The sequence below is a fragment of the Xanthobacter sp. YC-JY1 genome (genome assembly GCF_021730305.1).
GTDB classification, from domain to species: domain Bacteria; phylum Pseudomonadota; class Alphaproteobacteria; order Rhizobiales; family Xanthobacteraceae; genus Xanthobacter; species Xanthobacter flavus.
The window spans coordinates 1,978,175-1,999,461 of record NZ_CP032674.1; the positions used below are offsets into that span (position 1 = coordinate 1,978,175).

Genomic DNA, 21,287 nt, shown 5'->3' on the forward strand with positions numbered 1-21,287 from the left:
CCCTCTAGCGCGACGGCTCGGCGGCGATTACGCCGTGTCCCGGCAGCTCACGTGGGGCGCTGACGGCCTCGCCGGCGGGGGGCTGGGCGATGACAGTGCGGTTGCGGCCCAGAGCCTTGCCGGAATAGAGCGCGCCGTCGGCGGCGATGATGAGGTCGGCAATCGTGTCCGGCCCGCCGCTGCCCGGAATGTAGGTCGCTGCGCCGACGGTGAGCGTGACGCCGATGTCGTGGCCACCGATATCGCGGAGCTGCTCTTCCACCAGCAGCCGCAGCCGCTCGGCGGTGGCGAAGGCGCCCTTCGCTTCCGCCCCCGGCAACAGGATGCAGAATTCCTCGCCCCCATAGCGTCCCGCCACATCGTTGGCGCGGATGCTTTGGGGCACCAGGGCGGCAAAGTGCTTGAGCGCCAGATCGCCCACGTCGTGGCCGAAGCGGTCGTTGACCGATTTGAAATGGTCGAGGTCGGCGAGGAGCAGCGAAAAAGGCTGGCGCCGGGCGCGGGCGAAGCGCAGCAGCTCCTCCCCCCGCTGGAGGGCGGCGCGGCGATTGAGCAGGCCGGTGAGGTCGTCGAGGGAGGCGACCTTCTCCAGCACCATGTACAGGCTGCCGAAGGTCCAGCAGATGGCGAGGCCGAGGCCGGCGATGACGACCAGCACCTCCGCCGGGCCGCCATTGCCCGGCAAAGGGAGCAGCCCGAACTGCACGCCGACGCCCCGGATCGTGTAGCCGGCGGCCACCATGATCAGGACGATGGCGGAGGCGACGCGCGAAATGATCGGGCCGCAGCCGGGCGTCTGCAGCAGGGCGCGTCCGGCTGTCGCACTCCAGCAGCCGACGAGAATGGAGCTGATGGTCACGCGGTCGGCCATGTTGTTGCCGCTCCACAGCGACAGGCCGAGAAGACCCGTGCCGAGCAGCGCCACCGTCGCGACGGCGGCGAGCCCCGGCGGGCGTTCATCGAAGACGCGGATGCCGCTGTAGATGAGCCCCATGCCGATGAGGATGCAGCCATTGCCGACCAGCACGCTCGCCGGAAGCCCGATGTCCACGCGCGCGGCAAGGAAAACGCACCCGGCGGTGAGGAACAGGTTGGCGAGCGACCACACGAACAGGCAGGACTGCCGCAACCGCCATCCCGCCAGAAGTTGCAGGCCAGCCAGCAGCAGGCCCACCACGGCCGAGACCGACAGCACAGTCTGGACCTGGAAATCCATGTCTGGGGCCGCTCCGGGGGCGTTGAACCACACGCGGGGAGAAAAATGGGTTGTATGCGCCAATAGCGTGTAGATGACGTGCGCACAAGTCGTTCGTCCTACTATTGTACGGCGTAATTTTGTTTCCGAACTTGGACGGTGTCCTGCGTGCAACTGAGACGGCGCAACACTGCCCCCCTGGAGGGGGGGCGTTGCGTCCCATGGCCGTACTATCGGGCCCATGGGCCTTCGCTATGATGCGCGCGCGGATGGCCGGCGGCGCTGGTTCGTTCGCGAAAAGAGCCAGCGAGGACAATATGGCCGATCCGACCCTTCCCCGCCCCGTCGACCGTGCGCTGGATCCGGGCTTCCGCCACGGCCAGTCCACCGAGCCGAATTATTCGGGCGTCGCGTCCTTCTTGCGCCGGCGCTATGCCCGCGATGGCGGGGGCGCCGAGGTGGTGGTGTGGGGGGTGCCGCTCGATGTCGCGGTGTCGAACCGGCCCGGCACGCGCTTCGGGCCGCGCGCTATCCGCGCCGCGTCCTCCATCCTTGACGGTGATCCCTTCTATCCGTTCGGCTTCGACCCGTTCGAGACGCTGGACGTCGCGGATGGTGGGGACTGTGTGTTCGATTACGGCCTGCCCGCCGGCATTCCCGGTGCCATCGCGGCGCAGGCTGCCGCCCATTACGCCCGGGGCAGCCACCTCGTGACCCTCGGCGGCGACCATTTCCTGACCTACCCCATCCTGCGGGCGCTGACGGCGCGCCTCGGGCAGCCGGTGGCGTTGGTGCAGTTCGACGCCCATCAGGACACGTGGGACGACAACGGGGACCGGGTGGACCACGGCACCATGATCACCCGCGCCGTGAAGGACGGCCTGATCAGGGTGGACCGCTCCATCCAGGTGGGCATTCGCACCCATGCGCCTCGCAGCTATGGCATCGAGATCGTGCACGGGAATGTCGCGGGCGAGATGGGGCCTGCGGCCCTCGCGCGGCAGATCTGCGAGCGGGTGGGGGATGCGCCGGTCTATCTCAGCTTCGACATCGACGCCCTCGATCCCGCGTTCGCGCCGGGCACCGGAACGCCGGTCTGCGGCGGGCTCTCCACGCGGGAGGTGATCGCCTGCCTCAGGCGTCTGGGCGCCCTCGACCTCAAGGGATTCGATGTGGTGGAGGTGTCGCCGCCCTACGACCATGCGGAGATAACGGCACTGGCCGGCGCGACGCTCGCCTCGCTCTATCTGTGCCTCCTGGCGGAGCGCAAGGAGGGCGGACGCTCGCCCGGGCTCTAAACCGAAAGGCGCACGGAGGATGGCTATACCTTTTGGCGGACGGGCAGGATAAGGGAAGGCAAGCTCACCGAACGCCATTGCCAGCTTCAGGAAGGGGAGAGATGGGAAAGCGGTCCGCCGTCTCGGCCTATGTCCTGCCCGCTTCGGGCATCCTGCTGGCGCTGACCTTCTTCCTGTGGCCGAGCCTTTCGCCTGCGGCATCGGGCTTCCTGCCCGGAGTGCTGGCCTTCGGCTCGATCGCGCTGCTGTGCGGATCGGCCTTCTCCGCCGTCGGCCATGCGGACGTGGTGGAGGCGCGGCTCGGCCAGCCCTGGGGCACCCTGGTGCTCACGCTCTCGGTGACCGTCATCGAGGTCTCGGTGATGGCCTCCCTGATGCTCAACGGGGAGAACAACCCAACGCTCGCCCGCGAATCGGTGCTCTCCGTGCTGATGATCGTGAATGCGGGCATCGTCGGGCTGTGCCTTCTGCTCGGCAGCATCCGCCATCGCGAGCAGACCATTCAGCAGCAGGGCATCTCGGGTTATCTCTCGGCGACGATCGCCCTCGGCGTGATGCTGCTGATCCTGCCCAGCGAGACGCGAGCCGGAGCCTCGGGCATCTTCTCGCCATTCCAGCTCGTCTACATGTCGGCGATCGCGCTCGCGCTCTATGCCGCCTTTCTCTACATGCAGACGGTCCGCTACCGCGAACATTTCAACGCGCAGCCGGAGGGGCATGCGGAAGCCCCCCCGGAGCTGGGGGCGTTCATTCTCGCCATCGTCATGCTGCTGGCGAGCCTTGGAGCGGTGGTCGCGCTTTCGGGCTGGGTGGCGATGTCGTTCGAGGACTTCATCTCCCAGTTCGCCCTGCGCGACCCGGATGCTGTGATCGGCGCGCTCGTCGCGACCCTCATCCTCCTGCCGGAAGGCATGAGCGCAGTGCGCGCCGCCGCGCGCAATCACCTGCAGCACTCTCTCAACATCGCCCTCGGCTCGGCGCTCGCCACGGTGTCGCTGACCATCCCGGCCATGGCGTTCATCAGCGTCATGATCGGACGGCCCATGGTGCTCGGCCTCGACAACGAGGACCGCACCATGCTGCTGCTCACCTTCGTCCTCGCGGTGCTCTCCTTCGGCACCGGAAAGACCAATGCGCTCAATGGGGTGATCCACCTCATCGTGTTCTGCGTCTATGTGATGCTGCTGTTCGCGCCCTAAAGCGCCGGTGGGTCGTTGTGCGGCGGTGGACATCGGGCGGGTCGAGTGGCATGTTCCGCGCGACTTGAACGAGGCGCGGGCCGTGAAGAATTTTCTGCTCTACATCTTCACCTGGTGGAACAAGCAGACCGTCGGCACCATGTGGTGGACGAAGCGCTTCGGCGAGTTCGTGGGCGAGGACGAGTTCGGCAATCGCTACTATCGCACCAAGGGCGGCAAGATTGACCCGACGCTGGGTTTCGAGCGCCGCTGGGTCATCTATCCCGGCTATGCCGAGGCCTCGACGATTCCTCCGGGCTGGTGGGGCTGGATTCATCACCGCGTGGACACGCCGCCGGTGGATGAGACCTACACCGCCCGTTCCTGGCAGAAGCCGCACCGCCGCAACATGACCGGCACGCCTGGCGCCTACCGCCCCAAGGGCTCGGTGCTGGCCGGTGGCCTGCGTCCCCGCGTCACCGGCGACTACAAGGCCTGGACGCCCGGCGAATAGGCCGCGGCCTCGGCGCTTCGGCGTCGCGCGGTACTTCTGCACGGTCTCCTTCTGCGGCGGCTCCTTCCGGCACCGCCTTGCCGCCGCCTGATTCAGGCGGTCTGAAGGGGAGAAGGGCCGGCCCGCTTCCGGCGTCGCCGCCTTCATTCCACGGGTTCACAGACTGATGCGCTTCCTCTGCTCCGTTTCGCTGCTGGCCGCCGGCCTGATCGCCGCCGCGATGCCTCAGGCGCTGGCGCAGAGCCGAGGCACCATCGAGCAGACACCGCTGCCGCCGCCCGGAACGATTCCCAACCAGCGTCCGCTGCCCGCGGTGCCCAACAGCGTTCCGGTGATCGCCGCCCCGCCTGCGGCTCCCGCGCAGCGCCCGGCGGCCCCGGCTGCGATTCAGCGTGGCCCCGCGCCCCCGCCTCCGGCCGCCGCGCAACAGCCTCCGGGCGGCCTCCAGCCCGCCCCTCCCGGGGATGAGGGCGACGTAGTGGTGGTGCAGCCGCCGACGCAGAAGATCGCCAACGACTATGCGGTCTATGCCGGCCTCGACAAGATCACGGGACGCATCACCTCGTTCGATATCGCCATCGGCGAGACCGCCCAGTTCGGCGCGCTGCAGGTGACGCCCCGCGTCTGCTACACGCGCCCCGCGACCGAGACGCAGAACACCACCTCATTCACCGAAGTGAACGAGGTGACCCTGCAGGGGCAGGCCAAGCGCATCTTCACCGGCTGGATGTTCGCGGCGAGTCCGGGCCTGCACGCGGTGGAGCACCCGATCTATGACGTCTGGCTGATCGGCTGCAAGGCGGCCTCGCCGGTCACGGCCCGGGGCCAGCAGTAGAAGTCGCCCTCCACCTCGAGGGCGTTTTCCAGCAGCTTGTGATAGTGCCGTCGTGACACCTCCAGCGCCCCGAAGGTCTTGAGGTGGCTGGTGACGAACTGCGTATCGAGCAGCCGGAAGCCGCCGGCAATCAGCCGCCCCACCAGATGCACCAGCGCCACCTTGGAGGCGTCTCGCTCGCGGTGGAACATGCTCTCGCCGAAGAACGCGCCACCCAACCGCACACCATAGAGCCCACCCACAAGTTTCCCGTCGCGCCAGGCTTCCACGGTGTGGCAGCGCCCGCGGGCGAACAGTTCGCCATAGAGGCGGCGGATGGGATCGTTGATCCAGGTCTTGTCGCGGCCTTCCTGCGGCTCGGCGCAGCCGTCGATCACCGCCTCGAAATCGCTGTCCACGCGGACCTCGAACTTGTCCGCGCGGACCGTGCGGGCGAGGCGGGAGGAGACGTGGAAGGCGTCCAGGGGGATGATGCCGCGCCGCTCGGGCTCGATCCAGTAGAGGCCGGGATCGTCGGCGCTCTCGGCCATCGGGAAGATGCCGCAGGCGTAAGCCTTCAGCAGCACATCGGGCGTGATCTCGACGATCTGGTCGTTCGGCCGGCTCATGACGGGCCATCCTACCAGCAAATCAAGCGCCCGTGTGGCGCGGCGGCGTGACGGCACAGTCTCGGGCCACCGCGACCCATTGACACGCGCCGCGCTCGCAACGGGGCGCCGATGTCAGCCCCGCTTGAGGAAATCGCCGATGCGCCGGACCGCTTCCACCATGTCCGGGCCCGACCCGGCGTAGGAGAAGCGCAGGAACTGGCGGCCGTGGAAGGGGTCGAAATCCACCCCCGGGGTGGCAGCCACATGGGCGGCATCGAGCAGGCTGCGGGCGAAGGCGGCCGAATCGTCAGTGAAGTCGGAGACATCGGCATAGAGGTAGAAGGCGCCGTCCGCCGGCAGGAAACGGCCGAGACCGGCCGCGGGCAGCCCTTCGGTGAGGATCCGGCGGTTCTCCACGTAGGTCGCCTTCACCTGATCCATCTCGGCGCGGCCTTCGAAGGCAGCGTCGGCGGCGATCTGCGACAGGGTGGGCACCGAAATCGAGAAATTCTGCTGGAGCCGCTCCATGGTGCGCGAGACGCCGGGCGGCACCACCATCCAGCCGACGCGCCAGCCGGTCATGCAGAAGTATTTGGAGAAGGAATTGATGACCGTGACGTCCTCGCCGATCTCCACCGCACTCACGGCCGGGAAGGCGTAATCGAGGCCGTGATAGATCTCGTCGGACACGAAGGCGAGGCCGAGATCCCGGGCGCAGGCATGAAGCGCCGTCAGGGCGGCCCGGTCCATCATGGTGCCGGTGGGATTGGCGGGGCTCGCCACCAGAACACCCTTGAGCGGCGCGGCGCGGTGCGCCTCCATGAGCCGCTCGGGGGTCAAAGCGTGGCGGTCTTCCGCGCGGGTCTCGATCAGCACCGGCTCGCAGCCGAGGGCGGAGAGGACGTGGCGGTAGGGCGGATAGCCCGGCGCGGCAATGGCTACGCGATCGCCCGGCTCGAACAGCGCAAGGAAAGCGAGGACGAAGCCCCCCGACGACCCGTTGGTGACGACGATCCGCTCGGGATCGACGCAGACGCCGTGCTGCTCTTGGTAGTGGCGGGCGATGCGCGCCCGAAGGGCGGGAATGCCGAGGGCGGCGGTATAGCCCACCTGTCCGGCCGCAAGCGCCGCCGTCGCCGCCTGCCGGGCCACCAGCGGCGCAGGGGCTGCCGGCTGGCCCACCTCCAGATGGATCACATGCCCGCCCTGCGCCTCGATCCGGGCGGCGTGCTCCATCACGTCCATGACGATGAAGGGCTCGACCGCGCTGCGCCGGGAGAGGAGGGGAAGAACCTGCCGCATTGCCGAAATTCCGTTGCGTTCCTGCGGGTGCAAGCCGCGCCGATGCTCGCGCTGCCGTGCTGCCGCCTTATTCTGCCTGTCCCTGAGGCGGGTTCGCCCCAACGTGAAGGCCAGCGGATTGACCTCGGCATCTGCCGAAGCCAGTGTCCGGCAGTCTCGTAACCTGTGCCTCGGAGCGAGCCAAGGCGGATATCGGCTTAGTCCCTGCGTGAATGGCGGCTTGCGTGGTGGTTGACGGAATGGAACGAGCCCAAGCGGATCAGCGGATCGGATGGGGGGATCGTGCCGGTGGCGCGCTTCGCGCAGCCGGGCGCGTGCTCTGCCTTGCTGCGGCGACGTCCCTGCCGCTCCAGACGGCATGGATCGGTGCCGCGCAGGCTCAGGAAACGGTGCCCCAGAAGGGGCCGCAGACCATTCAGGACACCGAGATCGAGGCCCTGCTCAAGGATTACACCCGCCCGATCCTGAAGGCGGCGGGGCTTGCCCAGCAGAATGTCGAGGTGGTGCTCATCTCAAGCCGCGCCTTCAATGCCTTCGTGGCGGATGGCCGGCGCATTTTCGTGAATACCGGCGCTCTCGTCGATTCGGTGACGCCCAACCAGATCATCGGCGTGCTCGCCCACGAGACCGGCCATATCGCCGGCGGCCATCTCGCCCGCATGCGAGAGCAGATCGCCGGTGCGCAGACCATGGCGATCGTCGCCATGCTTCTGGCGGCAGGCGGTGTCGCAGCCGGCGCGGCGAGCGGCATGAATGGCCGCGACGTGGGCAATGTCGGCGCAGCCGCAGTCTCGGCGCCGCAGGAAATGATCCGGCGCTCGCTGCTGTCCTACCAGCGCGGCGAGGAATCGGCCGCCGACCGATCGGCGGTGAAGTATCTCAATGCCACCGGCCAGTCGGCCAAGGGTATGCTGGAGACGTTCGAGCGCTTCCAGAACGACCAGCTTTTCATCAGCCAGCGGGTCGATCCCTACGTGCTGAGCCACCCCATGGCGCGCGAGCGCATCGGCGCGCTGGAGCAGCTCGCCAAGTCGAGCCCCTATTACGAGGTCAAGGACCCGCCGGCGCTGCAGGCGCGGCACGACATGATGCGGGCGAAGCTCATCGGCTTCATGGAGCGACCCGAGGCGGTGGCGCGGCGGTATCCGCCGTCCGATACCTCCATGGCGGCGCAGTATGCGCGAGCCATCTCGGCCTACCGCTTTGGGAACGTCGATTCGTCCATCCGCCAGATCGATGCCCTGATCGCCAAGGAGCCATCAAATCCCTACTTCCTGGAGCTGAAGGGACAGGCGCTGCTGGAGGCCGGGCGAGCGGGCGAGGCGATCGCTCCGCTGCGCAAGGCGGTGCAGATGACCAACGGCGCGCCGCTCATCCGGGCGATGCTGGGGCAGGCGCTGGTGCAGTCTGGCAATCAGTCCAACACGCAGGAAGCGATCCGCGAACTGATCCAGGCAACCCAGCGCGATCCCAATTCCCCGTCCGCATGGCGCTCCCTCGCGCTCGCCTATGGACGTTCCGGTGACACCGCCAATGCCGACCTTGCCTCGGCGCAGTCGTATTTCGCATCCGGCGACTTCAAGCTCGGGCGTGAGCTTGCCGCCCGCGCCCGCATGAAGTTTCCGCAGGGCTCGCCCGGCTGGCTCAAGGCCGACGACCTCGTGAATTTCAAACCACCCGCATCGGCCGCCAACCAGCGCTGATGCTCAAAGACCGCTTTTCACCCAAGGAGCCCCGCATGTTCTCCCCCACGGGCCTGGCCCGAACCGGCTTTCGGCACCTCGCCGCCCGCCTTTCCGCGCTGGCGCTGGCCGCCGTGCCGGCCTTCTTCCTCGCCGCAAGCCCGGCCGCGGCCTTCACGGACGCGGAGAAGAAGGAACTCGGCGGTATCATCCGCGAGTATCTGATCCAGAACCCGGAAGTCCTCCAGGAAGCCATCTCCGTGCTGGAAAGCCGGCAGATGGTGGCCGATGCCTCCCAGCGCAGCAAGGCGGTCGCCGAGCTGAAGCCGCTGCTGCTGTCCAGCCCGCGCGGCATCGTCGCCGGCAACCCGCAGGGTGACGTCACGCTGGTCGAGTTCTTCGACTACAATTGCGGCTACTGCAAAAAGGCGCTGTCGGACCTTCAGGATCTCATCAAGCAGGATCCGAAGCTGCGCGTGGTGCTGAAGGAGTTCCCGGTGCTCGGCCAGGGCTCGGTTGAGGCCGCGCAGGTGGCCGTGGCCGTGCGCATGGTTGCCCCCGAGAAGTACATGGCCTTCCATCAGGCCCTGCTCAGCGGCCGTGGCCAGGCTGACCGCGCCAAGGCGCTGGCGGCGGCGAAGGAGGTCGGCATCGATCCCGCGCTGATCCAGAAGCAGGCCACCTCGCCCGAGCTGAACGCGACCCTCGACGAGAGCATGAAGATCGCCGAGGCGCTCTCGCTCAACGGCACACCGTCCTATGTGGTCGGCGATCAGGTGGTGATCGGTGCCGTCGGTTTCGACAAGCTGAAGGCCGCCATCGCGGAAGCCCGCAGCAAGCAGGCCGGCAAGTAAGGGTCAACAGACCCGATCGCCCGCAGGCATGGCCCGCCTTTCACATGGCAGACCGTCCTGCGGGCGCTCTTTCCATCGGACGCGCGCACCCCTATAAGGCTGCGACCCGGCCGACAGGAGGCCGGCGGCAGATCACGCACGGATGACAGACACTGTCCACGTCCTGAACGGGCCCAACCTCAACCTGCTCGGAACCCGCGAGCCTGGCATCTACGGCGCGGCGACGCTTGCCGATGTCGAGGCATTGTGCCGGGCCGAGGGGGAGGCGCTGGGCTTCGATATCGTCTTCCGCCAGACCAATTCGGAAGGCGCGCTGGTGGATTTCATCCAGGCGGCGCGTGGAGCGCGGGGGATCGTCCTCAATGCCGCTGCCTACACCCACACCTCCGTCGCGCTGCGCGACGCGGTGTCCGCGGTGGGGGTGCCGACCATCGAGGTGCATCTGTCCAACGTGTTCGCGCGGGAAGACTTCCGCCACCATTCCTACCTGTCGCCCGTCGTCCGCGGAGTGATCTGCGGCTTCGGCCCCCAGAGCTATGTGCTGGGCCTGCGCGCCGTCGCCGGCCTGCCGCAGACCCCTTAGATCCAGCAACGCCCTCGCGCGGCCTGATGGCCGGCCAGAGCCAGGAACATCATGAAGCCCTCCAACCCTCCCATCGACACCGCCATCGTCAAGGAGATCGCCGATCTCCTCTCGGGCAGCGACCTGACCGAGATCGAGGTGGAGCACGAGGGCCTGCGCATCCGCGTGGTGCGCGCGCCCGCCCCGGTCACCATCGCCCAGGCGCCCTACGCCGCTCCTTATCCGGCAGGCGCGCCCGTCGCGGCGGTTGCCCCGGCGGTTGCGGCCGAGGCCCCGGCGGACCTCTCCAAGCATCCCGGCGTCGTTGCTTCCCCGATGGTGGGCACCGCCTATCTCGCCGCCGAGCCGGGCGCTCCCCCCTTCATCGAGGTGGGTGCCAGCGTGCGCGAGGGGCAGACCGTGCTCATCGTCGAGGCGATGAAGACCATGAACGCCATTCCCGCGCCGCGGTCCGGTACCGTCACGCGCATCCTCGTGGGCAACGCGCAGCCGGTGGAATACGGCGAGCCCCTGCTCATCATCGAATGAGCGCGCCCGCACGAGGCAGGCACCCACGAGGCAGGCACCCACAAGGTACGCACCGCTGATGTTCAGAAAAATCCTCATCGCCAACCGCGGAGAGATCGCGCTGCGCATCCTGCGCGCCTGCAAGGAGCTGGGCATCGCGACGGTGGCGGTCCACTCCACCGCCGACGCCGACGCCATGCATGTGCGCCTCGCGGACGAGAGCGTGTGCATCGGCCCCCCGCCGGCCCGCGAGAGCTATCTCAACATCCCCTCGCTGCTCGCCGCCTGCGAGATCACCGGGGCGGATGCGGTACATCCGGGCTACGGCTTTCTCGCCGAGAACGCCCGCTTCGCCGAGATCCTTGCCGATCACAACATTCATTTCATCGGTCCCAAGGCGGAGCACATCCGCATCATGGGCGACAAGATCGAGGCCAAGAAGACGGCGCAGGCCCTCGGCATCCCCGTGGTGCCCGGCTCCGATGGCGGCATCCATTCGGACGAGGAAGCCCACCGCGTCGCGGCCGAGATCGGCTTCCCGGTTCTGGTGAAGGCGGCTGCCGGCGGTGGCGGGCGCGGCATGAAGGTGGCGATGACCGCCGACGACCTGTCGCAGGCCCTCTCCACCGCCCGCACCGAGGCCAAGGCGGCGTTTGGCGACGATGCGGTCTATCTGGAGAAGTATCTCTCCACCCCGCGCCACATCGAGGTGCAGATCCTGGGCGACGGCAAGGGCCACGCCATCCATCTCGGCGAGCGCGACTGCTCGCTCCAGCGCCGCCACCAGAAGGTGTGGGAAGAAGCGCCGTCCCCGGTCATCACCGCGGCCCAGCGGGCCGAGATCGGCGAGACCTGCGCCGCCGCCATGCGCAAGCTCGGCTATATCGGCGTCGGCACCATCGAGTTCCTGTACGAGAATGGGAACTTCTACTTCATCGAGATGAACACCCGCATCCAGGTGGAGCATCCGGTGACGGAGATGGTCACCGGCATCGATCTCATCAACGAGCAGATCCGCGTGGCGGCGGGCGAGCCGCTGACCCTCACCCAGAAGGACGTGGTGATCGAGGGCCATGCCATTGAGTGTCGCGTGAATGCGGAGCACCCGACCACGTTCCGCCCGTCGCCCGGCAAGATCACGCACTATCACGTGCCCGGCGGCCTTGGCATCCGCGTCGATTCCAACGCCTATCAGGGCTACGTCATTCCCCCCACCTACGACAGCCTCGTGGGCAAGCTCATCGTTCACGGCAAGACGCGGGACGAGTGCCTGCGCCGCCTGCGCCGTGCGCTGGACGAGTTTGTGGTGGACGGCATCGACACCACCCTCCCGCTGTTCCGCACGTTGGTGCGCACCCGCGACGTCGCCGAGGGTCAGTACGACATCCACTGGCTGGAGCACTTCCTCGCCGAGGGTGAGGGCAAGAACGTCGGCTGAGGCAAGGCGAACTGAGCCCCAACAGATGAAAAAGCCCGGCCAAGTGCCGGGCTTTTGCTTTTGGAGGGGCGTTGCCCCCTCAGCCGAACTTGGCCGCTCGCTTGAGCTGGGAAGCCGCCGTCGCGAGTTCGCGGACCTTGGCGAAGTTGCCGGCGCGGATGGCATCGGTCGGCACCACCCAGGAGCCGCCCACCGCCACCACGTTGGGCAGGGCCAGATAGTCGCCCGCATTCGCCGGGCCGATGCCGCCGGTGGGGCAGAAGCGCAAATGGGGCAGGGGCCCTGCGATGGACTTCAGGAAGGCCGCGCCGCCCGAGGCCTCCGCCGGGAAGAACTTCAGCACCTCGAACCCCAGTTCCGCCAGCCGCATGGCCTCGGAGGCCGTGGCGCAGCCGGCCATGACGGGGATCGGCGTCTCGGTGAAGGCGGCGGCAAGCTCCGGCGTGGTGCCGGGGCTGACAAGGAAGGTGGCGCCGGCCTCGATGGTCGCCTCGATCTGCGCGCGATTGGTTACGGTCCCGGCGCCGGCGATGGCGCCTTCCACCTCGGCCGCGATCAGACGCAGCGCTTCCATCGCCACCGGCGTGCGCAGGGTGACCTCGATCAGCGGCAGGCCGCCTTCCACCAGCGCGCGGGCGAGCGGCACGGCATCCTCAAGGCGCTCGATGACCACCACCGGCACCACCGGGGCCTTGGCGACGAAGGGGAGGGGGCTCGGAAGGCTCATGAGGTATCTCCGTTAAATCGTTTGAAGCGCAGTCCTGCGGCCGTGTCGAGCCCAATCGCTCCGGTCAGCCCACGTCGAAGGTCACGCCCTGGGCCAGCGGCAGGCTGGAGCCGTAATTGATGGTGTTGGTGGCGCGGCGCATGTAGGCCTTCCAGCTGTCCGAGCCCGCCTCGCGCCCGCCGCCGGTCTCCTTCTCGCCGCCAAACGCGCCGCCGATCTCGGCGCCCGATGGCCCGATGTTCACATTGGCGATGCCGCAATCCGAACCCGCCGCCGAGAGGAACCGCTCCGCCTCCCGCAAATCGGTGGTGAAGATGGCGGAGGCGAGGCCCTGCGGCACCTCGTTGTTGAGGCGGATGGCGTCGGCGAGGTCCGAATAGCGCAGCACGTAGAGGATGGGCGCGAAGGTCTCCGCCGCCACACTGTCCGTCTGCGCCGGCATCTCCACCAATGCGGGGCGGACATAATAGGCATCGAGGGCGAACTCGGCCCCCAGCCGCTCGCCGCCGGTGACGATGCCGCCCGCCGCGCGCGCCGCCTCGAGCGCCACTTGCATGGCCTCGAACGCCCCCGCATCGATGAGCGGGCCCACCAGTGTGCCCTCTGCTCGCGGATCGCCGACGCTCACGGAGGCGTAGGCCGACTTCAGGCGGGGCAGGAGCGCATCATAGACGCTCTCATGCACCATCAGCCGGCGCAGCGTGGTGCAGCGCTGGCCGGCCGTGCCCATGGCCGCGAAGGCGACGGCGCGCAGGGTCAGATCGAGGTCGGCAGAGGGGCAGACGATGGCGGCATTGTTGCCGCCCAACTCGAGGATCGACCGCCCGAAGCGCTGCGCCACGCGCGGCCCCACATGGCGGCCCATGGCGGTGGATCCGGTGGCGGAGACGACCGGCACACGCGCATCGTCCACCAGCGCCTCGCCGGCGGCGCGGCCACCCAGCACCAGCGTGGAGAGGCCTTCCGGAACACCGCCGAAGCGGGCGGCGGCGCGGGCGAAGATGGCGTCCACGGCAAGAGCGGTCAGCGGCGTTTTCTCCGACGGCTTCCACACGACGGAATTGCCGCACACGAGGGCAAGCGCTGCATTCCAAGCCCACACCGCGACCGGAAAATTGAAGGCGGAGATGACGCCGACCACGCCCATCGGGTGCCAGGTCTCCATCATCCGGTGGTCCGGTCGCTCGGTGGCGATGGTGAGGCCGTGGAGCTGGCGGGAGAGGCCGGTGGCGAAGTCGCAGATGTCGATCATCTCCTGCACCTCGCCGAGGCCCTCGGAGGTGATTTTGCCGGCCTCCAGCGTCACCAGCGCCGCAAGGTCGGACTTGGCGGCGCGCAGTTCCTCGCCGAACAGGCGCACGAGCTCGCCGCGCCGCGGCGCCGGCACCATGCGCCATTGGAGGAAGGCGGCATGGGCGCGGCCGATGGCGTCCTGAACACCGGGGGCGTCCATCTCCGTGATGCGGGCGATGACTTCCCCGGTCAGCGGCGTCACCGCGGCGCGCGCGCCTTTGAGGCGGTCGGCCGGGATGCCGAGGCGTGCCAGCAAGGCGTCTGCGTCCGCTCCAATTTCGCCGGTGCCGGGAAAGCGCGCCATGGTCGTCTCCTCGTTCTGATTTGGCCTGTTCTAGCCGTCCTCTCGGCCGGCGGGAACCATCGGGCGCGGCCGGGGGTTTTCGGCGAGGGGGCGAGGCGCGTCGAAGCGCGCCCTTCAACTTGCGCGGAGGACCGAAAATGCCCCACGCCACCAACCCTGACACCCTCGGCACCAATCCCGGCCCGGCGACCAACGCCCTGTCCGGCCTCTCCGATACCGAGCGCGACCGCATCCGCTGGCGGGCCCACGCGCTGTGGCGGGAGGACGGCTGTCCGCAAGGCCGCGACCGGGAATACTGGGAGCGGGCGGAGCTGGAAATCCTCAAAGGCCGGCGTTCCTACTGACGGAGGCTCCAAATGCCTGCAAAATCAAAGGCCCAGCAGATGGCGGCGGGCGCCGCCCTCTCCGCCAAGAGGGGCGAGCGCAAGAAATCCTCGCTCAAGGGCGCCTCCCGCGAGATGGTGGACTCCATGAGCGAGAAGGAGCTTCATGACCTTGCCGCCACCAAGCAGAAGGGCAAGCCTTCCCATGTCTCCAATGACTGAGCGGTGAGCCGGCCATGGCGCCGCGTGCCTTCTGGAAGGGCTATCTGAAGCTCTCCCTCGTGACGTGCCGGGTGTCCATGACGCCGGCCACCTCTGAGCGGGAGAAGGTGCGCTTCCACACCCTGAACCGGGTGACGGGCAACCGCATCGTCTCCCGCTATGTGGACGAGGTCTCCGGCAAGCCGGTTTCCGAGGAGGACGAGGCTCGCGGCTACCAGACCGGCGACGACAGCTATATCCTTGTCGAGGATGAAGAACTCGACGACGTCGCGTTGGAGACCACCCGCACGATCGACATCGAGAGCTTCGTCGCGCGGGACAGCATCGGCTGGGTCTATCTGGATAAGCCGCATTATCTCGTGCCCGACGACGAGGTGGGCGCGGAAGCCTTCGCGGTGATCCGCTCGGCCATGGAGGAGACGAAGACGGCGGCGCTCTCGCACCTTGTCATGTATCGCCGCGAGCGGGGCGTCATGCTGGAGCCGCGCGGGCGCGGGCTCATTCTGTGGACCCTGCGCTACGGCGACGAGGTGCGCCATTTCGATGGTGCGCCGGAGGCGGAGGAGGCGCCGGACAAGGCAACGCTCACCCTCGTGAAGAAGCTGATTTCCGAGCGAACCCAGGCGTTTGAGCCCGAGATGGTGCACGATCCGGTGCAGGAAGGTCTCATCGACCTCATCGCCTCCAAGCGCAAGAAGCGCCCGGCGAAGAAGGCGGCCAAGCCTGTCGCGGAGGAGGCGACGGGGGGAAATGTGGTGAGCATCATGGATGCGCTCCGCCGCAGCCTCTCCACCGAGAAGGGCAAGCGCAAATAGGGGTGCGCCCGCCCTACGTACCCGGCAGCGGCACGGCCGCCGCCCGAAAGTCGCCCCACGGGTCGTGGCCGAGATTCATCAGCCTTGCCAAGGCATTGCCCACATTGAAATGCTGCGGGCCGATGGCCTCGCCCAGCTCATCCCAGGCCAACGGCATGGACACCGGCGCCCCCGGCCGCGCCCTTGTGGAATAAGGCGCCACAGCCGTCGCCCCGCGCTGGTTGCGCAGGTAGTCCACCAGAATCCGCCCCTTGCGCTTGGATTTGGTGATGGTGGCGACGAAGCGGTCCGGGCTGTCGGACGCCATCTCTTCCGCCATCGCCTTGGTGAAGGCCTTCAGCCGAGCCCAGTCGGCCTTGGGCGTGAGGGGCGCGCAGATGTGCAGGCCCTTGCCGCCCGATGTCTTAAGGAAGGCGGAAAGTCCTTTCTTCTCAATCCGTTCGCGCACCTCCTCGGCGGCGGAAATCACGTCCCGCCAGGGGACGTCGTCGCCCGGATCGAGGTCCATGGTGAGGAGGTCAGGCCGCTCCCAGTCTGCCAGGGTGGCGCCGAAAGGGTGGATCTCCAGAGCCGCGCCCTGGACCAAAGCGGTGAGGCCGTCGAGGTCGCGGATGGCGAGGTAGGGGGCTTCGTCCTTCGCCTTGGGATCGGGGACCTGGAGGATGTTCTTGTCCAGCCCCTTCCACGGGTGCTTCTGGAAAAAGCGTTGACCATCAATGCCTTCCGGGCAGCGCACCAGCGCGAGCGGGCGGCCGGTGACGAAGGGGGCCATGAAGCGCCAGACCTGCGCATAATAGTCCGCCAGCCCCTCCTTGGTGAGGCCGACATCCGGCCAGTAGACCCGGTCCGGATGGGTGAGGCGCACCCGGCGCTTCAGCGTGGGCGGGTCGGAAGCCTTTGGTTCAGAAGGACTTTCCCGCACGATCTCCGTTGCCGGCTTGTCCTCCCTGAGGCCGCGGAAGGCGGCGTGGCGCAGGTGGCCGTCGCCGGTCCAGGCGCCGAATTCCACCTCCGCCACATGGAGCGGCTCGACGAAGGTGACGCCCCGCGCTTCCTCCGCCGTGAGCTTGACGGAGAAGCGGGAAACATCAGTCTTTTCAGAGGTTAAGAGCTTGTGGAGATCAGCCGCGACGCGCTGGGTGAAGCCGGTTCCGACCCGCCCCACGTAACGCAGCTTGCCGTCCTCGAACACCCCTAGAACCAGTGAGCCGATGGCGGTGCGCGAGGTGGTGGAGGGGACGAAGCCACCCACCACAAACTCCTGCCTTTCCAGGCACTTGGACTTGATCCAGTCGCGCGATCGGCCGCTGTGATAGGGGGCGGTTTTCAGCTTCGAGACCACGCCTTCCAGGCTCAGGCGGCAGGCGTGGCGCAGGACGAGGGCGCCGTCGTCCTCGAAATGCGCGCTGTAGCGCACCTTGTCCCCATCCTGTCCCACCAGTTTTTCCAGCAAGCCCTTGCGATCCTTGAGGGGAAGGGGTGTCAGATCGTGGCCGTCGAGGTGGAGAAGATCGAAGACGTAATAGACGAAACGGTCGCTGCGCCCCTCCGAAAGGTCGGCCTGAAGGGCGGAGAAATCGGTGGCGCCATTGCCGGATTCCACGACGATTTCACCGTCGAAAAGCGCGGTTCGGATGGGGAATCGGTTGAGTTCGGCAGGGATGCCGGTGCCGAACCTGTCCGTCCAGTCGAGTCCGGTGCGGGTGAGGAGGCGCACCTTGCCGTTTTCGCCCCGCGCCTGGATGCGGTAGCCGTCGAACTTGATCTCGTGGAGGTATCGCGTGCCGGCCGGCGCCTTCGTCGCCAGAGTGGCGAGGGCGGGGGGTATGAAGGCGGGGAGGGGGGCGGCCTTCGCTCCCCTGGGCAGGGTGAGCGGGGTGCCGGTGGTCCCCGTCGTGTCATGGGGCGGGGGATCGTCAGCGGGCGGGGTGGGGGACTTCTGCGCCGCCTTCTTCGTGCCCGTCGCCCCGGCTTTGGCGGCGCGCATTTTCGGCGGCGGATCATCGGCCGAAAGGGCGTCCACGGCTCGGCCGGAGACGACCGACAGCGGCTCCTCTTCGAGGATATCCGGCGCGCCTTCCGGCCGGGCGAATGCGTCCTCGGCCTTGATGAGCAGCCAGTTCTCGTTCTTCTCTCCGCTGCGCGGGGCCATGCGCACCAGATGCCAGCGGCCGTGCAGCTTTTCGCCGTCCAGAGTGAATTCCATATGGCCCTTGGCATAGGCCTTGTGCGGATCGCCGATGGGGGTCCAGGTGCCGCGATCCCAGATGATGACGCTGCCGCCGCCATACTGGCCCTTGGGGATGGTACCCTCGAAACCGCCGTAGTCGAGCGGGTGGTCCTCCACATGCACGGCGAGGCGCTTCTCGCCGGGCACGAGGCTGGGGCCGCGGGTGACGGCCCAGCTCTTCAGCACCCCGTCCATCTCCAGCCGGAAATCATAGTGCAGGCGCCGGGCCGCATGTTTTTGGATGACGAACGACCCTTCCGGTCGCGCCGCCTCGCCCTTCGCCTTGCGCCGGGCCGCTCCTGAGGGCTCTGGGGTGGCGGCGAAGTCGCGCTTGGCGCGGTAGCGTTGCAGGTCGGCCATGGATCAGCTCGCCTTGCGCGTGGATTTGCGGGCGGTGGCGGGCTTCGCGGCCGGCTTTTTAGCGGGCGCCTTGGCGGCGGCCTTGCCGGCTTTGGCAGACGCCTTTTTGCCCGTGCCGTCCCCGCCCGAAGCCTTGGCGCTGGCGCGCAGAGCGGCGAGCAGGTCCACCACCTTCTCCTCCTTGCGCGGCGCCGCCTTGGGCAAAGGCTTGCCCTCGATCTTGGCGCGCACCAGCTCGGCGAGAGCGGTTTCGTAGCGGTCCTGATAGGCTTCGAGATCGAATTTGCCCGCCTTGGTCTTGATGATGTGGGTGGCCAGCTCCCGCATCTCGTCGGTGATCTTCACATCCGGCACCTCGGCGAAGGCTTCTTCCGCCGAGCGCACCTCGTAATCGAAGGAGAGGGTGGAGGCGAGGAGCGCGCCGCTCTCTCCCGAGGGGCGGATGAGCAGCTTGCGCACGCGGCGGAACAGGAGGGCCTCGCCCAGCGCCGCCACCTTCTGCGCCGCCATTCCGCGCTTCAGCAGGTCGAACACTTCGGCGGCGGCCTCGTCCACGGGGGCGAGGAAATAGGGGCGGTCGAGATACACCGTGTCGATGCCATCGCAGGGCAGGAAGGCGTCGATGGAAATGGTCTTGTCGTTGTCGGGCAGCACGGCGGCCGCCTCTTCGGGCTCGATGGTGATGTATTCGCCCTTGGAGACCTCGTAGCCGCGCACCTGATCGTCGTTTTCGACCGGCTTGCCGGTCTCCTCGTCCACATATTGCCGGCGCAGGCGATGGCCGCTCTTGCGGCTCAGCATGTGCAGGCTGATGCGCTCGGAGGTGGACGCAGCCGCGTAGAGGCCGACGGCGCAGCTCAGCGCGCCGACCGTGAGAAATCCCTTCCAGCTCGCCCGTGGCGCCATCTCGCCCCTCGTTGCAGCCGTTCTCTCAACGCCGCTCACAGCACACCCGCGCGGATATGCGGGCAAGGGAAATCGGTTCCTTTCGCCGTCATGCCCCGGCTTGTCCGGGGCATCCACTTCGCCGCCAAAACGGTGCTTCGGAAGGCGGGGCGGACCCGCCCGAACCGTGGATCCTCCGGACAAGCCGGGGGATGACGGAGGTGAGAGAGCCTCACCCGTGCAGGCGGCGGGCGTAGAAGAGCGCCAGCAGCCGGGCCTCGGCCTCGGAGCCCGCACGGATGGGGGCGGAGGCGTCGTCCAGCACGCGCCATGTCCAGCGGCGGTCGTGGCAGTCGAGGCGGGCGATGGGCATGCCGTCGCACACCAGCATTTCGGTTCCCGGCGCCTGCGCGCGCCACTCGAGGATCGGCTCGGAGCCCGGCGGCGCCTGGAAGAAGTTGCCGGCCTGATGGAGAAAATGGCGGATGCTTCCGCTGCTTGCGGCATCGTGTTGCATCGGTGGTCTCCTTTGCAGAACCAAGTTGTCGCGCGGCCCTTTGGTTCCGTGGCGTTGCGGCGCCGTGCCGCGCATGCTGTAGAAGATGTTTCCGGAAGGAGAGGCGGGATGGTCGCGTTCTACGATGCGGGCGAGGTCGAGGCGGCGCTGACCTATGAGCGTCTGGTGCCGGCGCTGCAGGCGGCCTTCGCCGCGGCGCAGGTGGAATCGCCGGTGCGCGGCGTCCACCATGTGGGCAATGAGGAGACCCCCGGCCGCCTTCTCACCATGCCCGCCTGGCGGCCCGGCCAGGTGTTCGGCGTCAAGCTGGTGAACGTGTTCCCCACCAACGGCGCGCGCGGGCTCGGCGCGGTGCATGGCGTCTATGCCCTGTTCGACGGCTCCACCGGCATTCCCACCGCCATCATCGAGGCCGATGCGCTCACCAACCGGCGCACGGCGGCGACCTCGGCGCTGGCCTCCACCTTCCTCTCGCGCATGGACAGCGAGACGCTCACCTTGGTGGGCACCGGCAATCTCGCCTTTCAGCTGGCGCAGGGCCATTGCGCCGTGCGGCCCATCCGCCGCGTGCTGGTGTGGGGCCGCGCCCCTGAGCGCGCCGCCGCCATGGCGGCCAATCTCGCGGCGCTGGGCCTGCCGGCGGAGCCGGTGAGCGACCTCTCCGCCGCTGTCGCCGCCGCCGATATCGTCACCAGCGCCACCACCTCGAACGATCCGCTGGTGCTGGGGCAGGATGTGAAGCCCGGCACCCATGTGGATCTCGTGGGCGCCTTCACCCCCACCATGCGCGAGAGCGACGACGCCCTCATCCGCGCCAGCGATGTCTATGTGGACACCTATGCCGGCGCCCTCGGCGAGGCCGGCGACCTGCTGTTGCCGGTGGCGGCGGGGGTCTGGTCCACCGATCAGGTGAAGGCGGACCTCTACGAGCTGTGCGCCGGCACGAAGGAGGGGCGCACGGACCCTAAGGCGATCACGCTGTTCAAGTCCGTGGGCGCGTCCATCGAGGATCTGGTGGCGGCGGAGCTGGTGGCGGGGAGGTAGGGTCCCGCCACCCCGCGACATGCGCCGGGCTGGCGTTCAGCCGGCCGCCGACAGCGCGGCGTCGAGCGCCTGTGAGACGCGCGCGTCGTCGGGCGCCACGTTCGGTGCGAAGCGGGCGACGACGCGGCCGTCGCGGCCCACCACGAACTTCTCGAAGTTCCAGATCACGTCGGACGTGGCGGGGGCGGAGCGGCCGCGGCTGGACAAGAGCGCGCGCATGGCCTCCGCGCCCTCGGCCTCGGGCCGGGCCGCCACCAGCGCATCATAGAGCGGATGGCGAGTGGCGCCCGTAACCGAGATCTTTTCGAACATGGGGAAGGTGACGCCATAGGTCAGGCTGCAGAAGCTGGCGATCTCGCTTTCGGTGCCGGGCTCCTGACCTGCGAAATCATTGGCGGGGAAGCCGAGGATTTCGAGCCCCTGGTCTTTGCGCGCCTCATACAGCTTTTCGAGCGCCGCATACTGCGGGGTGAGCCCGCATTTGGAGGCGACGTTGACCACGAGGAGCACCTTGCCGCTGAATTCACCGAGCGTCGCCGGCGTGCCGTCGATGCGCTTCAGGGGGATGTCGAACAGCGTCTGGGACATGAG

22 protein-coding genes are annotated in these 21,287 nt (G+C 68.1%); 13 read left to right on the plus strand and 9 right to left on the minus strand.

Annotated elements, in window-relative coordinates; genetic code table 11:
• Positions 1 to 4: 4 nt before the first annotated feature.
• Entirely contained in the window at positions 5 to 1,216 is a 1,212-nt protein-coding gene (locus tag D7006_RS09285; RefSeq protein ID WP_237356379.1) for a GGDEF domain-containing protein, read from the minus strand.
• Between the two features lie 296 nt (positions 1,217 to 1,512).
• Here D7006_RS09285 and speB point away from each other — a divergent pair, with 296 nt between their 5' ends.
• The 4 genes from speB to D7006_RS09305 all read left to right on the plus strand — a co-directional run bounded on the left by speB (position 1,513) and on the right by D7006_RS09305 (position 5,020).
• A complete protein-coding gene (speB, locus tag D7006_RS09290) occupies positions 1,513 to 2,493 on the plus strand; it encodes an agmatinase (RefSeq protein ID WP_229643832.1) in 981 nt (326 codons plus the stop codon).
• A gap of 101 nt (positions 2,494 to 2,594) precedes the next feature.
• Positions 2,595 to 3,692, plus strand: a complete 1,098-nt coding sequence (locus D7006_RS09295) for a calcium:proton antiporter (RefSeq protein ID WP_169121234.1) — start codon at positions 2,595 to 2,597, stop codon at positions 3,690 to 3,692.
• Between the two features lie 82 nt (positions 3,693 to 3,774).
• On the plus strand, positions 3,775 to 4,185 hold the full coding sequence (locus D7006_RS09300; RefSeq protein ID WP_237356380.1) for an NADH:ubiquinone oxidoreductase subunit NDUFA12: 411 nt from the start codon (positions 3,775 to 3,777) through the stop codon (positions 4,183 to 4,185).
• 166 nt (positions 4,186 to 4,351) lie between these two features.
• Positions 4,352 to 5,020, plus strand: coding sequence for a DUF2155 domain-containing protein (locus D7006_RS09305; protein WP_371745075.1), 669 nt, complete (start codon positions 4,352 to 4,354; stop codon positions 5,018 to 5,020).
• On the opposite strand, the gene aat is transcribed toward D7006_RS09305, so the two are convergent.
• Both aat and D7006_RS09315 read right to left on the minus strand, forming a co-directional pair.
• Positions 4,957 to 5,628 (minus strand): leucyl/phenylalanyl-tRNA--protein transferase, encoded by a 672-nt coding sequence (aat, locus tag D7006_RS09310; protein WP_169121231.1) that lies wholly within the window; start codon positions 5,626 to 5,628, stop codon positions 4,957 to 4,959. The two genes, D7006_RS09305 and aat, sit on opposite strands and share 64 nt — an antisense overlap.
• Before the next feature lie 114 nt (positions 5,629 to 5,742).
• Positions 5,743 to 6,912 carry a pyridoxal phosphate-dependent aminotransferase gene (locus D7006_RS09315; RefSeq protein ID WP_237356381.1) on the minus strand — a complete coding sequence of 390 codons (1,170 nt, stop codon included), beginning with the start codon at positions 6,910 to 6,912 and terminating at the stop codon, positions 5,743 to 5,745.
• Between the two features lie 239 nt (positions 6,913 to 7,151).
• On the opposite strand from D7006_RS09315, the gene D7006_RS09320 reads away from it, so the two are divergent.
• From D7006_RS09320 to accC, 5 genes are all read left to right on the plus strand, one after another.
• Positions 7,152 to 8,615 carry a M48 family metalloprotease gene (locus D7006_RS09320; protein ID WP_237356382.1) on the plus strand — a complete coding sequence of 488 codons (1,464 nt, stop codon included), beginning with the start codon at positions 7,152 to 7,154 and terminating at the stop codon, positions 8,613 to 8,615.
• Between the two features lie 35 nt (positions 8,616 to 8,650).
• Complete coding sequence (locus D7006_RS09325; RefSeq protein ID WP_169121228.1) at positions 8,651 to 9,448, plus strand: DsbA family protein; 798 nt, start codon at positions 8,651 to 8,653, stop codon at positions 9,446 to 9,448.
• A 142-nt stretch (positions 9,449 to 9,590) separates the two neighbouring features.
• A complete protein-coding gene (gene aroQ / locus D7006_RS09330) occupies positions 9,591 to 10,031 on the plus strand; it encodes a type II 3-dehydroquinate dehydratase (RefSeq protein ID WP_169121227.1) in 441 nt (146 codons plus the stop codon).
• 51 nt (positions 10,032 to 10,082) lie between these two features.
• A complete protein-coding gene (gene accB / locus D7006_RS09335; RefSeq protein ID WP_210257552.1) occupies positions 10,083 to 10,559 on the plus strand; it encodes an acetyl-CoA carboxylase biotin carboxyl carrier protein in 477 nt (158 codons plus the stop codon).
• Between the two features lie 58 nt (positions 10,560 to 10,617).
• Complete coding sequence (gene accC, locus D7006_RS09340; protein WP_169121226.1) at positions 10,618 to 11,976, plus strand: acetyl-CoA carboxylase biotin carboxylase subunit; 1,359 nt, start codon at positions 10,618 to 10,620, stop codon at positions 11,974 to 11,976.
• 79 nt (positions 11,977 to 12,055) lie between these two features.
• Here accC and eda read toward each other — a convergent pair whose 3' ends face one another.
• Together eda and D7006_RS09350 are read right to left on the minus strand one after the other, a co-directional pair.
• Positions 12,056 to 12,703 (minus strand): bifunctional 4-hydroxy-2-oxoglutarate aldolase/2-dehydro-3-deoxy-phosphogluconate aldolase, encoded by a 648-nt coding sequence (gene eda, locus D7006_RS09345; protein ID WP_229643836.1) that lies wholly within the window; start codon positions 12,701 to 12,703, stop codon positions 12,056 to 12,058.
• A 64-nt stretch (positions 12,704 to 12,767) separates the two neighbouring features.
• Positions 12,768 to 14,300, minus strand: coding sequence for an aldehyde dehydrogenase family protein (locus D7006_RS09350; protein ID WP_237356383.1), 1,533 nt, complete (start codon positions 14,298 to 14,300; stop codon positions 12,768 to 12,770).
• A gap of 137 nt (positions 14,301 to 14,437) precedes the next feature.
• Here D7006_RS09350 and D7006_RS09355 point away from each other — a divergent pair, with 137 nt between their 5' ends.
• Genes D7006_RS09355 through D7006_RS09365 form a run of 3 tightly spaced genes read left to right on the plus strand, consistent with a single transcriptional unit; the run spans position 14,438 to position 15,660 of the window.
• Complete coding sequence (locus D7006_RS09355) at positions 14,438 to 14,644, plus strand: DUF2934 domain-containing protein (protein WP_237356384.1); 207 nt, start codon at positions 14,438 to 14,440, stop codon at positions 14,642 to 14,644.
• A gap of 12 nt (positions 14,645 to 14,656) precedes the next feature.
• Positions 14,657 to 14,845, plus strand: coding sequence for a DUF3008 family protein (locus D7006_RS09360; protein WP_169121222.1), 189 nt, complete (start codon positions 14,657 to 14,659; stop codon positions 14,843 to 14,845).
• 14 nt (positions 14,846 to 14,859) lie between these two features.
• Entirely contained in the window at positions 14,860 to 15,660 is an 801-nt protein-coding gene (locus D7006_RS09365; protein ID WP_237356385.1) for a Ku protein, read from the plus strand.
• A 13-nt stretch (positions 15,661 to 15,673) separates the two neighbouring features.
• On the opposite strand, the gene ligD is transcribed toward D7006_RS09365, so the two are convergent.
• From ligD to D7006_RS09380, 3 genes are all read right to left on the minus strand, one after another.
• A complete protein-coding gene (gene ligD, locus D7006_RS09370; protein ID WP_237356386.1) occupies positions 15,674 to 18,250 on the minus strand; it encodes a DNA ligase D in 2,577 nt (858 codons plus the stop codon).
• 3 nt (positions 18,251 to 18,253) lie between these two features.
• On the minus strand, positions 18,254 to 19,156 hold the full coding sequence (locus D7006_RS09375) for a Ku protein (RefSeq protein WP_237356387.1): 903 nt from the start codon (positions 19,154 to 19,156) through the stop codon (positions 18,254 to 18,256).
• A 211-nt stretch (positions 19,157 to 19,367) separates the two neighbouring features.
• On the minus strand, positions 19,368 to 19,652 hold the full coding sequence (locus D7006_RS09380; protein WP_229643842.1) for a hypothetical protein: 285 nt from the start codon (positions 19,650 to 19,652) through the stop codon (positions 19,368 to 19,370).
• Positions 19,653 to 19,760: 108 nt separating this feature from the next.
• Here D7006_RS09380 and D7006_RS09385 point away from each other — a divergent pair, with 108 nt between their 5' ends.
• Positions 19,761 to 20,696: an ornithine cyclodeaminase family protein gene (locus D7006_RS09385; RefSeq protein WP_237356388.1), complete on the plus strand. Its 936-nt coding sequence runs from the start codon at positions 19,761 to 19,763 to the stop codon at positions 20,694 to 20,696.
• A gap of 36 nt (positions 20,697 to 20,732) precedes the next feature.
• Here D7006_RS09385 and D7006_RS09390 read toward each other — a convergent pair whose 3' ends face one another.
• Positions 20,733 to 21,284, minus strand: a complete 552-nt coding sequence (locus D7006_RS09390) for a glutathione peroxidase (protein WP_237356389.1) — start codon at positions 21,282 to 21,284, stop codon at positions 20,733 to 20,735.
• Between the last annotated feature and the right edge of the window lie 3 nt (positions 21,285 to 21,287).

Coding starts and splice junctions, on each gene's coding strand:
- D7006_RS09355 (WP_237356384.1), top strand. CDS start 14,438: ATGCCCCACGCCACCAACCCTGACACCCTCGGCACCAATCCCGGCCCG.
- D7006_RS09350 (WP_237356383.1), bottom strand. CDS start 14,300: ATGGCGCGCTTTCCCGGCACCGGCGAAATTGGAGCGGACGCAGACGCC.
- D7006_RS09305 (WP_371745075.1), top strand. CDS start 4,352: ATGCGCTTCCTCTGCTCCGTTTCGCTGCTGGCCGCCGGCCTGATCGCC.
- D7006_RS09360 (WP_169121222.1), top strand. CDS start 14,657: ATGCCTGCAAAATCAAAGGCCCAGCAGATGGCGGCGGGCGCCGCCCTC.
- D7006_RS09390 (WP_237356389.1), bottom strand. CDS start 21,284: ATGTCCCAGACGCTGTTCGACATCCCCCTGAAGCGCATCGACGGCACG.
- D7006_RS09365 (WP_237356385.1), top strand. CDS start 14,860: ATGGCGCCGCGTGCCTTCTGGAAGGGCTATCTGAAGCTCTCCCTCGTG.
- speB (WP_229643832.1), top strand. CDS start 1,513: ATGGCCGATCCGACCCTTCCCCGCCCCGTCGACCGTGCGCTGGATCCG.
- D7006_RS09315 (WP_237356381.1), bottom strand. CDS start 6,912: ATGCGGCAGGTTCTTCCCCTCCTCTCCCGGCGCAGCGCGGTCGAGCCC.
- accC (WP_169121226.1), top strand. CDS start 10,618: ATGTTCAGAAAAATCCTCATCGCCAACCGCGGAGAGATCGCGCTGCGC.
- D7006_RS09325 (WP_169121228.1), top strand. CDS start 8,651: ATGTTCTCCCCCACGGGCCTGGCCCGAACCGGCTTTCGGCACCTCGCC.
- D7006_RS09375 (WP_237356387.1), bottom strand. CDS start 19,156: ATGGCGCCACGGGCGAGCTGGAAGGGATTTCTCACGGTCGGCGCGCTG.
- D7006_RS09285 (WP_237356379.1), bottom strand. CDS start 1,216: ATGGATTTCCAGGTCCAGACTGTGCTGTCGGTCTCGGCCGTGGTGGGC.
- eda (WP_229643836.1), bottom strand. CDS start 12,703: ATGAGCCTTCCGAGCCCCCTCCCCTTCGTCGCCAAGGCCCCGGTGGTG.
- aroQ (WP_169121227.1), top strand. CDS start 9,591: ATGACAGACACTGTCCACGTCCTGAACGGGCCCAACCTCAACCTGCTC.
- accB (WP_210257552.1), top strand. CDS start 10,083: ATGAAGCCCTCCAACCCTCCCATCGACACCGCCATCGTCAAGGAGATC.
- D7006_RS09385 (WP_237356388.1), top strand. CDS start 19,761: ATGGTCGCGTTCTACGATGCGGGCGAGGTCGAGGCGGCGCTGACCTAT.
- D7006_RS09380 (WP_229643842.1), bottom strand. CDS start 19,652: ATGCAACACGATGCCGCAAGCAGCGGAAGCATCCGCCATTTTCTCCAT.
- D7006_RS09295 (WP_169121234.1), top strand. CDS start 2,595: ATGGGAAAGCGGTCCGCCGTCTCGGCCTATGTCCTGCCCGCTTCGGGC.
- D7006_RS09320 (WP_237356382.1), top strand. CDS start 7,152: ATGGAACGAGCCCAAGCGGATCAGCGGATCGGATGGGGGGATCGTGCC.
- ligD (WP_237356386.1), bottom strand. CDS start 18,250: ATGGCCGACCTGCAACGCTACCGCGCCAAGCGCGACTTCGCCGCCACC.
- aat (WP_169121231.1), bottom strand. CDS start 5,628: ATGAGCCGGCCGAACGACCAGATCGTCGAGATCACGCCCGATGTGCTG.